This is a genomic window from Streptomyces sp. NPDC002138 (assembly GCF_040296485.1).
In the GTDB taxonomy this organism is placed as follows: domain Bacteria; phylum Actinomycetota; class Actinomycetes; order Streptomycetales; family Streptomycetaceae; genus Streptomyces.
The window spans coordinates 13181-26558 of the sequence record NZ_JBEOXE010000034.1; the positions used below are offsets into that span (position 1 = coordinate 13181).

The window sequence follows — 13378 nt, forward strand, 5'->3', positions numbered from 1 at the left end:
CCATGCCGGTACAGAAACTGACCATCGCCAAGGCGCTCAACGACTCGCTGCGCAAGGCGCTGGAGACCGACCCCAAGGTCCTCATCATGGGTGAGGACGTCGGCAAGCTGGGCGGTGTCTTCCGGATCACCGACGGCCTGCAGAAGGACTTCGGCGAGGAGCGGGTCATCGACACCCCGCTCGCCGAGTCGGGCATCGTCGGCACCGCGATCGGGCTCGCGCTGCGCGGCTACCGCCCCGTGGTCGAGATCCAGTTCGACGGTTTCGTCTTCCCCGCCTACGACCAGATCGTCACCCAGCTCGCGAAGATGCACGCGCGCTCGCTGGGCAAGATCAAGATGCCGGTCGTCATCCGCATTCCCTACGCGGGCGGCATCGGCGCGGTCGAGCACCACTCCGAGTCCCCCGAGGCGCTGTTCGCGCACGTCCCGGGCCTCAAGGTGGTCTCGCCGTCGAACGCGGCGGACGCCTACTGGATGCTCCAGCAGGCCATCCAGAGCGATGACCCGGTGATCTTCTTCGAGCCCAAGCGCCGGTACTGGGACAAGGGCGAGGTCGACGTCGAGGCGATCCCCGGCGAGCTGCACAAGGCGCGGGTCGCGCGGGAGGGGTCGGACGTGACCCTGGCCGCGTACGGCCCGATGGTCAAGGTGTGCCTGGAGGCGGCCGCGGCCGCCGCCGAGGAGGGCAAGTCGGTCGAGGTCCTCGACCTGCGGTCCATGTCCCCGGTGGACTTCGACGGCATCCAGGCCTCGGCGGAGAAGACCCGTCGTCTGGTCATCGTGCACGAGGCCCCGGTGTTCCTGGGCGTCGGCTCGGAGATCGCCGCGCGGATCACGGAGCGGTGCTTCTACCACCTGGAGGCGCCGGTGCTGCGCGTCGGCGGCTTCCACGCGCCGTACCCGCCGGCCCGCCTGGAGGACGAGTACCTGCCCGGCCTGGACCGGGTGCTCGACGCCGTCGACCGCTCGCTGGCGTACTGAGGAGATGTTCGTGACGATCAGCGAATTCAAGATGCCCGACGTGGGCGAGGGGCTCACCGAGGCCGAGATCCTCAAGTGGTTCGTACAGCCCGGTGACACGGTCACGGACGGCCAGGTGGTCTGCGAGGTCGAGACGGCGAAGGCGGCCGTCGAGCTGCCGATCCCGTTCGACGGCGTGGTCCACGAACTGCGCTTCGCCGAGGGGACCACGGTCGACGTCGGCCAGGTGATCATCTCGGTGCGGACCGGCGCCGATGCCGACGCCCCCGCCGTCGCGGCCGTCGTGGCCGAGGCGGCTCCCGAGGCGGAGGCCGCGCCCGCCGCGCGCCAGCCCGTCCTCGTCGGCTACGGCGTCTCCACGGCCTCCACCAAGCGCCGGCCGCGCAAGGCGGCGCCGGCCGCGGCCACCACGGCGGCTCCGGTCGCCCCGGCCCTCCCGGTGGTGCCCGCCCCCACGGCTCCGGTGCTGAACGGGAACGGCAGCAACGGGTACGGCGGTCACGGACAGGCGGGCGCCGAGCGCCCGCTCGCCAAGCCGCCCGTGCGCAAGCTCGCCAAGGACCTCGGCATCGACCTGGCGGCGATCGTGCCCACCGGCGACGGTGGCGTCGTGACCCGCGAGGACGTGCACGCGGCGGCCACCGCCGCGGCGGCTCCGCAGCAGGCCGCGCCCGTCTCCGCTCCGGCGGCCGCGGCTCCGGCTCCTGCTTCTCCGGCCGAGGCCGGACCGGCGGCGGCGCTGGTGGCGCCGGGCGCGCGGGAGACCCGTATCCCGGTCAAGGGCGTCCGCAAGATCACGGCGCAGGCCATGGTCAGCTCGGCCTTCACCGCCCCGCACGTCACCGAGTTCATCACGCTCGACGTGACGCGCACGATGAAGCTCGTCCAGGAGCTGAAGGACGACCCGGACATGGCGGGGCTGCGGATCAACCCGCTGCTGCTCATCGCCAAGGCCGTGCTCATCGCCATCCGCCGCAACCCGGACGTCAACGCGTCCTGGGACGAGGCGGCCCAGGAGATCGTGCTCAAGCACTACGTGAACCTGGGCATCGCGGCCGCCACCCCGCGCGGTCTGATCGTGCCGAACGTCAAGGACGCGCACGCCAAGACCCTGTCGGAGCTGTCGCAGAGCCTGTCCGAACTGGTCGCCACCGCACGCGAGGGCAAGACCTCCCCCTCGGACATGCAGGGCGGCACCATCACCATCACCAATGTCGGCGTCTTCGGCGTCGACACCGGTACGCCCATCCTGAACCCCGGCGAGTCCGCGATCCTCGCGGTCGGCGCCATCAAGCTCCAGCCGTGGGTCCACAAGGGCAAGGTGAAGGCACGTCAGGTCACCACCCTGGCGCTGTCGTTCGACCACCGTCTCATCGACGGTGAGCTGGGCTCCCGCTTCCTCGCGGACATCGCGGCCGTCCTGGAGCACCCGAAGCGCTTGGTCACCTGGTCCTGACCGACCGCGACACCTCGCCGATGGCCGGCCACCCCCAGGGGTGGCCGGCCATCGGTGCTGAGTAACGTGTGCGAATCGGGGGCGACCCAGCGCCGCCGGGAACGGGGCTCGGAACATGGGACTGACCGAGGAGATAACCGCCATGCGGGGCGGATCGGGTCAACCGCACCGTTTGCTCGGAGAATTCCGGCGCGCGGTGCTGCTCGCTCCCCTCGCGGACGGCGGCCTGATGTCGGGACAGTGGGGCGGCGTCCGCTGGATCTACGCCTTCACCGACGAAGCGGCCCTGGCCCGGTTCGCGCACGCCCGCGGGGCCGCGGACCGGGAGTGGGACTACCTCGCGATCCTCGGGGCCCGGCTGGCCGACGCCGTCGTTCCCTCCCTCGAGGGCCCCACCGGCATCGCCGTGGACGTGGCGGACGAGGACGGCGGGATGCTCTTCCCGCCCGTGGCGGGGATCGTGCCGGACGCCGTGGCGGTGACGGTGTGAGCGGCGAGAAGGATCTGGCGGTCGGACCCGAGGCCGTCAAGAAGATCCAGGACGGTCTGCGGGCGGCCGTGGGTGAGCTGCGGGAGTCGGGCGCGGACGAGGGCGGGGCGTCGATGGGCGCCGGTTTCAGCGCGCTGTCGATGACAGGGATGGAAGCCGGGCACGCGGGACTCGCCACGGACTTCGAGGACTTCTGCGAGCACTGGGAGTGGGGAGTGCGCTCCTTGATCCAGGACGCGAGCACCCTGGCCCAGGCCCTCGGCATCTCGGCGGGCACGCTGTGGGAGGAGGACCACTACATCCAGGGCGCGTTCAAGGTCGCGGCCAACTCGGCGTACGGGAATCCGCACGCGAACGAGGACGAGATCGAGAACAAGGCGTGGGGCGACATCTTCCGGGCGGACGTCTACAAGCCGGACTACAGCCCCGAGTCCTTCGCGAAGAGCGGTCAGGACATCAAGGACACCTGGTCGCAGACCGGGGACAAGCTGATGACCACCGGCAAGATCGGCTCGCTCAAGGACATGGTCGACCAGGCCACCGGTGACGGGGGCGGCAAGTAATGGGACTCGGCGACTTCATTCCGGACTCGGTCGAGGACTGGGTCGAGGACCGGGCCGAGGACGTCGGCGACGCCATCGAATGGACCGGCGACAAGGTCGCCGGACTGGCCGACAAGGTGGGGCTGGAGGACGCGGGCGACTGGATCCGCGACAAGAGCCGCTCCGCCGCCAACCAACTGGGCGCCGATGTAGCCGAGATGGAGCTGGGGCAGACCGAGGACCCCACCAAGCTGGTCTACGGCAGCGTCTCCAAGATCCGCGCCCAGGCCGCGCACCTCCATGATTTCAAGGCCGCCTTCGATCAGGTCGGCAGTGGGCTGAAGGGACTGGACGCCGACAGCCTGAAGGGCAAGACGGCGGACGCGTTCCGGGAGTCGGTGGCGAAGGAACCGCCGCGCTGGTTCACGGCGGGGGAGGCCTTCGGCAAGGCCGCGGTCGCCATGGGCGGCTTCGCCGAGACGGTGGAGTGGGCACAGGGCCAGGCCAAGGAGGCACTGGCCGACTACAACGCGGCCAAGAAGGCCTCCACCGACGCCCGCACCGCGTACAACAAGCAGGTCGACACCTACAACGACGCCGTCCACGCGAAGAAGGACACCCTGCCGCCCAAGCCGGGGACCTTCACCGATCCGGGCACGGCACTGGCCAAGGCCGCGCAGGACAAGCTCGACGGAGCGCGCCGGCAGCGCAACGAGGTGGCGGAGACGGCCAGGACGGCGGTCCGAGCGGCCCGCGACGCGGCCCCGGCGAAGCCCTCGTACGGCGAGCAGTTCGGCGACGGCATGCAGTACCTCGACATCGCCAAGACGCACCTGACCGGTGGTGTCATCAAGGGCACGGCGGGTCTCGTGAACTTCGTCCGCTCGGTCAACCCGACGGACCCGTACAACCTCACGCACCCCGCCGAGTACGCGACCAGTCTGAACTCGACCCTCGCCGGGCTGGTCACCGCCGTCAACGACCCCATGGGCGCGGGCAAGCAGATGCTCGACCAGTTCATGAAGGACCCCGCCGAGGGCGTCGGCAAGCTCCTCCCGGAGCTCGTCGGCACGAAGGGCCTGGGGCTCGCCAAGAAGGCCGGTACGGTCGCCAAGCTCGCGGACGACATCCCGAAGGGCCCCGGCCGCAAGGCACTCACCGGTGAGGGCCCGGACCTGCACAAGACCCCGGACGGCGAGCGGACCACGGGCGGTACCGACCCGGTGGACCTCGCCACGGGGCGGATGTACCTGCCGCAGACCGATGTGGTGCTGCCGGGCGCCCTCCCCCTGGTGTTCGGCCGCCGGGCGGAATCCGGCTACACGGCGGGGCGCTGGTTCGGCCCCTCGTGGAGCAGTACGGTCGATCAGCACCTGGAGATCGACGCCGAGGGCGTCGTCCTGGTCGCGGAGGACGGTCTCCTCATCGCGTACCCGCACCCGGCGCCCGGTGTGCCGGTGCTGCCCGTCACCGGCCCGCCCCGGCCCCTGGAGCGCACCCCGGACGGGGACTACACGCTCACGGACCCGGCGACCGGGCACGTCCGCCGGTTCACCCCGCCCACGGCGTCGCGCGACGGGGACGGGGACGGTCTGGCTCCGATCGCGGAGCTCTCGGACCGCAACGGGAACGTCATCTCCTTCGCGTACGACGCCGAGGGCACCCCGGTGGGCATCACCCACAGCGGTGGATACCACCTGCGCTTCGAGACGGCCGGGGGCCGGATCACCGCCCTGCACCTGACCGGCGGCCCGCGGATCCTGGCGTACGGCTACACCGACGGGCATCTGACGGAGGTCACCAACTCCTCCGGGCTGCCCCTGCGGTTCGCCTACGACGAGCGCGGCCGGATCACCTCCTGGACCGACACCAACGACAGCCGGTACGACTACGTCTACGACGACCAGGACCGCTGCGTCGCCGAAGGCGGCAGTGGCGGCCACCTCGCCCTCACCCTCGACTACGACGGCTTCGACCCGGCCACCGGTCACCGGGTCACCAGCGTCACCACCGCGGCCGGGGCCACGCGGCGCTATCTGATCGACGAGCACTGCCGGGTGGTCGCCGACATCGACCCGCTGGGCGCCGTCACCCGCTACACCTACGACCGCCAGGGTCGGCCGACCTCCCGCACGGACGCCCTGGGCGCGACCTCCCACCAGGAGTACGACGAGACCGGGCGGATCACCCGGTCGGTCCGGCCGGACGGCCGGGCGGCGGGGACCGCGTACGACCGGCTGGGCCTGCCGGTCCGGGTGGCGAACGCCGACGGCACGGTCGTCCGCCAGACGTACGACGAGCGGGGCAACCGCACCTCGCTCACCACCTCGGCGGGCGCGGTGACGACCTTCGCGTACGACGAGCGCGGCCACCTGACCGAGGTCACCAACCCGCTCGGCGCGGTCACCCGGATCACCTGCGACGCGGCGGGCCTCCCGCTGTCCACCACCGACCCGCTGGGCGCCGTCACCCGGTTCGAACGCGATGCCTTCGGACGGCCGGTCAAGGTCACCGACCCGCTCGGCGGGGTGACCGTCATGGAGTGGACCACGGAGGGCAGGCCCGCCCGCCGGGTGGACCCGGACGGCAGCGAACGGAGCTGGGTCTACGACGGGGAGGGCAACTGCACCGCCTTCACCGATCCGTCCGGCGGGGTGACCCGCTTCGAGTACACCCACTTCGACCTCCTCGCGGCGCGGACCGGCCCCGACGGGGTGCGGTACGCCTACACCTACGACGCGGGGCTGCGGCTGACGGGCGTACGCAATCCCCAGGGGCTGACCTGGGAGTACACCTACGACGCGGCGGGCCGGCTGACCTCGGAGGCGGACTTCGACGGCCGCACCCTGAGCTACACCTACGACGCGACCGGGCGGCTCGCCTCCCGCGTGAACGCGTTGGGCGAGGAGATCGCCTACGAGCGGGACGTGCTCGGCCGGATCGTCCGCAAGACCTCCCCGGCGGGCACGGCGACCTTCGAGTACGACGTCTTCGACCTGCCCGCGTCGGTGACCTCGGCCGACGGCACCACGCTGGTCCGCATCCGGGACCGGCACGGACGGCTGGCCGAGGAACACGTGGACGGGCGGGTGGTCCGGTACGCGTACGACGAGCTGAGCCGTCCGGTGACCCGGACGACGCCCAGTGGCGCGCGGGCGCACTGGACGTATGACGCGGCCGGCCACTGCACCGAACTGAACGCCTCGGGCCGGACACTGACCTTCGATCGGGACGCCGCGGGCCGTGAGCTGACCCGGCACATCGGGCAGAGCGCGGCCCTGCACCACACCTTCGACGCCGTGGGGCGGCTCACCACCCGGCACGTGACCGGCTCGGACCAGCGGACCCTGCAACGCCGCGGCTACACCTACCGCGCCGACGGCAACCTGCTGGAGATCGACGACGAGGCGACGGGCCCGCGGGCCTTCACCCTGGACGCCGCCTCCCGCGTCACCGGCGTCGACGCCGCCTCCTGGTCGGAGCGCTATGCCTACGACGAGGCGGGCAACCAGACGTCCGCCGACTGGCCGCGGGCCCACCCGGGCGCGGACGCCGTGGGCGAGCGCGCGTACTCCGGGACCCGGATCACCTGCGCGGGCCGGGTCCGCTACGAGCACGATGCCCAGGGGCGGGTGGTCCTGCGGCAGCAGACCCGGCTCTCGCGCAAGCCCGACACCTGGAGCTACACCTGGGACGCGGACGACCGGCTGACCGGGGTGACCACCCCGGACGGGACCCGCTGGCGGTACCGGTACGACGGGCTGGGCCGCCGCGTCGGCAAGCAGCGGCTCGGCGCGGCCGATGTTTCACGTGAAACCGGGACTGTTTCACGTGAAACCGACGACGTTTCACGTGAAACACCGTCGACCGCCGTCGAGTTGGAGGTCCTCGAGGAGACCCTCTTCACCTGGGACGGCACGACCCTGGTGGAGCAGACGACGCACGTACGGGACAGCCCGCACGAGGTCACGCTCAGCTGGACGCATGCCGGTCTGCACCCGCTCACCCAGGTGGAGTCCATCCGGCCCGCGGCCACCGGGGGATCCCGGACCGCCCAGGCGTCCCAGGCCTCCCAGGCCCCCCAAGAGGAGATCGACAGCCGGTTCTTCGCGATCGTCACCGACCTGGTCGGTACCCCGACGGAGATGATCGACGAGCAGGGCGCCATCGCCTGGCGCACCCGCTCGACCGTGTGGGGTGCGACGAGCTGGAACCGGGACGCGACGGCCTACACGCCCCTGCGCTTCCCGGGCCAGTACTACGACCCGGAGACCGGCCTCCACCACAATCACTTCCGGACCTACGACCCGGAGACGGCCCGCTATCTCACGTCCGACCCGCTGGGCCTGATGCCGTCCCCCAACCCGGTCGCGTACGTCACCAACCCTTTGGTGTGGGCCGACCCGCTGGGCCTGAGCGGCTGCCCGGCGGCGGGCAAGGAACAGCTGGCGCTGCCCAAGGCCGAGCGGGAACCCCCGAACATGTACGGGACGCCGATCACCTCACGGCTCGCACAGCCGGGTGAAGAGTTCAACATGGTGCTGTCCAAGGGCCAGCCGGCCACCAGCCCCGGCGGATTCGGTACGTTCGAGGGCGTACCCAACCAGCAGTTCGTACGGGACCAGCTGGCGATCCGCACGGACTGGAAGGACGACGTCTCGATGCTCCAGCGGTACCGCTTCCCGGACACCGGCGATCCCATCCGGATCCAGGAGAGCATCATCGGGCCCCAGACCGACCCCGCGCTGGGTCATCTGCCCGGCGGAGTCAGCCAGCTGGAAATCCTGAACTACGAAGACCGCGCCCGGCTGATCCCAGTCGGCCCTCCCGTGGAGATCCCCAAGTAATGACGCAGGAACCGGAGATGGCGGTCGCCTGGGCCGCCGGTGAGACCACGGTCCGCTGGAACGACGGCGACACCGCCGTCGAGAAGCACCACGCCAAGCCGCCGCAGTCCGTCATGACCTGGACGCACGACGGCGAGACGCTGGTGCTGGTGGTGGAGGCGCTGGACACCCGGCCCTTCACACCGAAGGACAACGCGGTCGTCTACCGCGCCGACGGCTCGGAGCTGCTCCGGCTGAGCCCTCCCGGGGACCTGCTGTCCGACCCGAACGCGGTGCTCGGGTTCTACACCGCCTTCCGCGACGCCGAGGGCCTGCCGCTCCTGGTCATCGCCACGCGCTCGGGTGACTTCCAGGGCCGTCTGGACCTGGAGGCGGGCGTGGTCCGGGGAGCCCGGACCTGGCGCTGACCCAGCGGCCGACATGCCGTGGGCCGGGACGACTTCGCGCAGTGCCGCGACTGCCCGGGCGAGCGGTCCTGGTGGCGTCCGGCGCACCTGCCCGACGGCACGCCGGCCGGGATGGCGATCCCCTCCCGGCCCCCCTGCCATCGCAACGTCGGCTACCTGGGCGTCGTACCGGAACAGCGGCCCCGGGCGTGCGTCGACGCGGTAGCGTGCCGCCGGAGAAGGGGGCCCGGGGTGTCGATCGCCGAGTTGCAGGTGTACTCCGTCGAAGAGGCGGACGTGTCCGGTGGTGTGTGCGTGGTGCGCTGCATAGGCGGTGTGGCGCGGGCCGGGCAGGTCTACGCGGCGGGGGAGTCGAGGCTCGTGCTGCGCCGGATCGAGCGCCACGGACGCACCGTGGGCTTCTTCGACGCGGGGCACGTGGCGAAGGTGCACCTGACGGGGGCCGTGGTCGCCCTGCTCACCCGGGGGCAGGTGCTGACGTCGGTGCCGCCCGACGGGCACGCGCTCGAAGAGCTGGAAGCCTGGCTGGCCACCGGTCCGCCGCTGGACGACGACCCCCGCCCGCTGGAGCTGCACGCGCTGGCCGTGGGCCGGGCCCGGGCGGACCGGCTGCCGGACGGGGTGCGGCTGCGCTGGGGGCGGGTGGCGGTGGCGGCGACCCGGCGCAAGGCCGCCTGGACGGGGGAGGACGCGCTGGTGGCCGCCGCCGAGGAGGCGGCCGTACGCGGCTATCTGATCCAGCAGTTCGGCCCCGGGCCCGGCGGTGACCCGGCGGCGCTCTGCCGGGATCTGCTGGCCCTGATCGACATGACCCCCGGCGCGGCGGCCCGCGAGGCCCTCTCCTGGCGCGACCTGCCGAAGGCCCGCATCCTGCACCTTCGCCGGATCAAGAACCTGCTGCCGTGGCTGGCCCTGGCCCGGCCGCACCTGGCGGCGGAGGACCCGCTGGGGGCGGCCGTGGACGCGTGGTCGGCGGTCCGGCCGCGGCTTCCCTGACGTGTGTTCGGGTCCCCCGGGGTTCACGAGGGTGCAGCACCGCACGAGGGTGACGGCGTCTGCGCTGGTCACGGCGGCGGGTGAGCCAGTTGCACGGCGTGTCCCCATGGGGGCCACCGGGGCTCAAGTTGCGCGACCCGAAGCGCTGTCAGTGAGTGGGTAGCGGCGGTACTTCCCGTGCCGTCATCGCATTCCGACAGGAGAGTACGTTGCGCCGCTTCACCCGATACACCGTTCCCGCTGTCCTCTGCGCGTCCCTGCTGACCGTGTCCTCCGGCGTCGCCGGGGCGGTCACCCTGACCTCGCACAAAGCCGTCGCCTCCGGCACGTACCAGGCCCCCACCCCGGCGGCGGAAGCCCTGCAGCAGCAGGTCGCGTCCCTCAGCGCAGTCGAGGGAGTGTTCAAGCCGGTCGCCGATCTCCTCGGTGCCGTGCTCAAGGCCCCCGGCGGCAAGATCCCGCAGGCCGACGCGGTCAAGCTGAAGACGGCGATCGAGGACGCCGTCGCCAAGCTGCCGAAGGCCGCGGCGAACGTCCCCCAGCCGCCGGCGGACCTCCCGAAGCCCCCGGCCGACACGCCCAAGGACACCCCGAAGACCCCGGTGGACGTGCCGAAGACCCCGGTCGACGTGCCGAAGACTCCGGTGGACGTCCCGAAGACGCCCGTGGACGTCCCGAAGACCCCGGTCGACGTGCCGAAGACTCCGGTGGACGTCCCGAAGACTCCGGTCGACGCGCCCAAGCTGCCGGTCGAGGCCCCGAAGGCGCCCGTTGAGGCGCCGAAGCTGCCCGTGGAGGCGCCCAAGCTCCCGGTGGAGGCGCCGAAGCTGCCCGTCGCGCCGCCGGTGGCCGCGCCCGCGAAGCCGGCGGCCTTCCGGGGGGCGAATGCCGGTCAGGTGGACCTGATCGCCACCGCCGTCGAGAACCTCAAGAAGGCCGTCGACGGCGTCCTGAAGGCCTCGGGCACCAACGCCACGAACAAGTCGACCGACGTCGTCACCTCCCTGGCCGCCCTCGTCTCGGCGGTCCTGACCGGCGGCCTGCCCGCCCAGGCTCCCGCGCAGCCCCTCGAGTAGCGGCACCGCGCCCGCCCGGTCCCGGATCCCCGGTGCCTTCCGCCGTGTCGCGGAACACCGGGGGCCGGCGGCCGACCGCCCGTGGGTACGCCCGCGGCGGGTGCTCCCCCCGTGCCCCGGTGCCACCGCGCGGCCCCCCTTGACGGTGGCGCCCGCCGGATGGACGCTCCGGGACCTCGCATCCGTACCGAGGCATCGGGGGGACCGGTATGCCGGAGCAGTCCGACCAGCACGATGACCACGACCGCACCACGGACCACGCGCGCCACCGCACCGAACGCGTCCAGCTCGCCGGGGAACTGCGGGCGGCGCTCGCCGCCGCCGGGGCCACCTGGTCCGTGAGCGAGCATCTCGCCGACGACGAGCCGGTGCCACGGCCCTCGCTGGGCCTGGAGCCGGGCGCGAACCTCACGACCGCCGCCGAGGCGGGCGGGGTGGACCTGCGGGCGCTCATCGGCCGCGAGAGCGCGAACCCCCACCTCACCCGGCGCCGCGCCGCGCACGGCCTGCTGCCCGAGACGGAGCCGCCGGTCGTCGGCGCCCGGCCCGCGGCCGTCGACTGGCGCAGCCGGTGGGGCTGGCCGTGGATCACCAAGGTCAAGGACCAGAACCCGTGCGGCTCCTGCTGGGCCTTCGGCGCGACCGGCCTCGTCGAGTCGATGGCGCGGATCGAGCACGCCGTGTGGGCCAAGCGCTCGGAGGGCGACGTCCACGACGGCCTGAAGTTCAGCTGCGGCCAGGGCAGCAACCCCGAGACCGCCCTGGACTGGATCAAGGTCAACGGCGGCATCTGCGACCCGGACTGCTATCCGTACACGACCCCGCCGCCGTCCGTGCCCGCCGACCGCCGCGACGCGTGGCGGGCGGACTACACGCCCAGTTGGGACCGGTCCGGGCGGACCACGCGCATCACCGACTACGTCCGCCTCGGCGACGTGGAACAGCAGAAGGTCTGGCTGGACACGGTCGGCCCGCTGACCGCCTGCTTCGACGTCTACGACGACTTCTTCGGGCTCGGCGCGGGCGTGTACCGGCGCACCAGCGACCACTTCGCGGGCGGCCACTGCGTGCTGATCGTCGGCTACGACGACGCCGCCGGGTGCTGGATCTTCAAGAACTCCTGGGGCACCGGCTACCACGTGGGCGGCTACGGGCGGATCGCGTACGGCGAGGTGAAGATCGACTACTGGGCCAAGTGCGGGCTGCGCGGCACCAACGCCGACCCGTGGACCAAGCGCCGCCTGCACACGGGGAACATCTTCGAGAGCGGGAACGGCCGCGCGCACCGCAATTTCGAGATGCTCGCGACGACCGGCGGCGGCCGGATCCAGCACTGGTGGCGCGAGGGGGACGCGCCCTTCCCGTGGGCCCGCGCCGCGGCCTTCGGCAGTGACGCGTCCGGGCTGCCGGCCTTCACGAGCACGACGTACAACCGGAATCTGGAGTCGGTGCACGTCACCACCGGTGGGCGGCTGCACCACTGGTTCTACGACCAGTCCGGCGGCACCTGGCGCGACGCGGGCCTCTTCGGTCCGTCCGACGCGGCGTCCGGCACCACCCCGGGGTTCATCCAGAGCGACTACGGGAAGCCCGGCAACTTCGAGGTGGTCCTGCGGACCGCCGACGGACGGCTCAACCACTGGTGGCGGATCAACGGTTCGCCCTGGACCTGGAACGACGGGGGCCGCTTCGGCTCGGGCATAGCCCACTACGGGCCCGCGCTGGTGCAGACCCGCGGCCGCCACCTCGACCTGGTCGCCACCCGCACGGACGGGCGCATGCAGCTGTGGTGGCGCGACGATCCGAACGGCTTCGTGTGGCGCGCGGGCGAGCTGTTCGGCACCGGGATCACCTCCGCGCCCTGCCTGATCGAGGGCCAGTACGGGGCCACCGACGAGGACACGGCCGGGAACTACGAGCTGTGCGTGGCGGCGGGCGGCCGGGTCGAGCACTGGTGGCGGGGCAACACGGCGGGGGCGGCCTGGGTCCGCAGCGCGGTCTTCGGCCACGACGCGCTCGCGGTCACCGGGATGCTGCAGGGCAGCTTCGGGTTCAATCTGGAGGTCATCGTCCTGCGCACCGACCGGCAGCTCCAGCACTACTGGCGCGATGGCGCGGGATGGCACGAGGGGCCGGTGATCGGTCCCGCCTGAGGGGTGCGGCGATGTGAGCGGAGGGGCCGGTGGAGGTACGGACGGTGGCCCTCCGGGCCGGTGAGGCGTACACGGTGCGGCTCGCGGGGCGGGGGGCGCGGGGGTACGTGTGGACCTGGCGGGTGAGTGGTGACGCGGACGCGGTGGAGGTGGACGAGGGGGTGGCCGCGCCGGGTCCCGGCCCGGCGGCCGTGGTGCCGGGGGGTGTGGTGGAGCGGACGTACGTCGTGCGCGGGCGGCGGGTCGGGGGGCGGGCCCGGGTCCGCTTCGCCCAGGTCCGGCCGCCGTACCCCGAGGAGGCCCCGTACGACGAGTTCGTCCTGGAGGTCGAAGTCACCGCCCCGTAGCCGATTCGGCCTCCCGGCGGGCTGAGATGGCTGGGCCTGTGGGCGCGTGCCGCGCGGTGCCTCCGGCGGGCCCTCAATCGC

General features: G+C 72.4%; 10 protein-coding genes. All 10 read left to right on the forward strand.

Translation table 11 applies throughout. The features are described from left to right. The first annotated feature begins 2 nt into the window (after positions 1–2). The gene (locus ABT084_RS22160) at positions 3–983 is read left to right on the forward strand and encodes an alpha-ketoacid dehydrogenase subunit beta (RefSeq protein ID WP_351046519.1); all 981 of its coding nucleotides are present in this window, start codon (positions 3–5) and stop codon (positions 981–983) included. 4 nt (positions 984–987) lie between these two features. Beyond that, positions 988–2439 (forward strand): dihydrolipoamide acetyltransferase family protein, encoded by a 1452-nt coding sequence (locus tag ABT084_RS22165; protein WP_351046522.1) that lies wholly within the window; start codon positions 988–990, stop codon positions 2437–2439. Between the two features lie 196 nt (positions 2440–2635). Continuing rightward, complete coding sequence (locus ABT084_RS22170; RefSeq protein WP_351046524.1) at positions 2636–2929, forward strand: SseB family protein; 294 nt, start codon at positions 2636–2638, stop codon at positions 2927–2929. Continuing rightward, positions 2926–3492: a hypothetical protein gene (locus ABT084_RS22175; protein WP_351046526.1), complete on the forward strand. Its 567-nt coding sequence runs from the start codon at positions 2926–2928 to the stop codon at positions 3490–3492. Before ABT084_RS22170 ends, ABT084_RS22175 begins: the two co-directional genes overlap by 4 nt. Then, complete coding sequence (locus tag ABT084_RS22180) at positions 3492–8318, forward strand: putative T7SS-secreted protein (protein WP_351046529.1); 4827 nt, start codon at positions 3492–3494, stop codon at positions 8316–8318. Before ABT084_RS22175 ends, ABT084_RS22180 begins: the two co-directional genes overlap by 1 nt. Further along, positions 8318–8725: a hypothetical protein gene (locus ABT084_RS22185; RefSeq protein WP_351046532.1), complete on the forward strand. Its 408-nt coding sequence runs from the start codon at positions 8318–8320 to the stop codon at positions 8723–8725. Before ABT084_RS22180 ends, ABT084_RS22185 begins: the two co-directional genes overlap by 1 nt. Before the next feature lie 231 nt (positions 8726–8956). Further along, positions 8957–9721: a hypothetical protein gene (locus ABT084_RS22190; protein ID WP_351046534.1), complete on the forward strand. Its 765-nt coding sequence runs from the start codon at positions 8957–8959 to the stop codon at positions 9719–9721. A gap of 209 nt (positions 9722–9930) precedes the next feature. Continuing rightward, complete coding sequence (locus ABT084_RS22195; protein WP_351046537.1) at positions 9931–10797, forward strand: hypothetical protein; 867 nt, start codon at positions 9931–9933, stop codon at positions 10795–10797. A gap of 209 nt (positions 10798–11006) precedes the next feature. Then, entirely contained in the window at positions 11007–12950 is a 1944-nt protein-coding gene (locus ABT084_RS22200; protein WP_351046539.1) for a C1 family peptidase, read from the forward strand. Between the two features lie 29 nt (positions 12951–12979). Continuing rightward, complete coding sequence (locus tag ABT084_RS22205) at positions 12980–13297, forward strand: protease inhibitor I42 family protein (protein WP_351046542.1); 318 nt, start codon at positions 12980–12982, stop codon at positions 13295–13297. The last annotated feature ends 81 nt before the right edge of the window (positions 13298–13378 follow it).

Excerpts from the sequence above, each read along its gene's own strand:
- ABT084_RS22180 (WP_351046529.1), top strand. The coding sequence starts at position 3,492 with ATGGGACTCGGCGACTTCATTCCGGACTCGGTCGAGGACTGGGTCGAG.
- ABT084_RS22160 (WP_351046519.1), top strand. The coding sequence starts at position 3 with ATGCCGGTACAGAAACTGACCATCGCCAAGGCGCTCAACGACTCGCTG.
- ABT084_RS22200 (WP_351046539.1), top strand. The coding sequence starts at position 11,007 with ATGCCGGAGCAGTCCGACCAGCACGATGACCACGACCGCACCACGGAC.
- ABT084_RS22185 (WP_351046532.1), top strand. The coding sequence starts at position 8,318 with ATGACGCAGGAACCGGAGATGGCGGTCGCCTGGGCCGCCGGTGAGACC.
- ABT084_RS22165 (WP_351046522.1), top strand. The coding sequence starts at position 988 with ATGTTCGTGACGATCAGCGAATTCAAGATGCCCGACGTGGGCGAGGGG.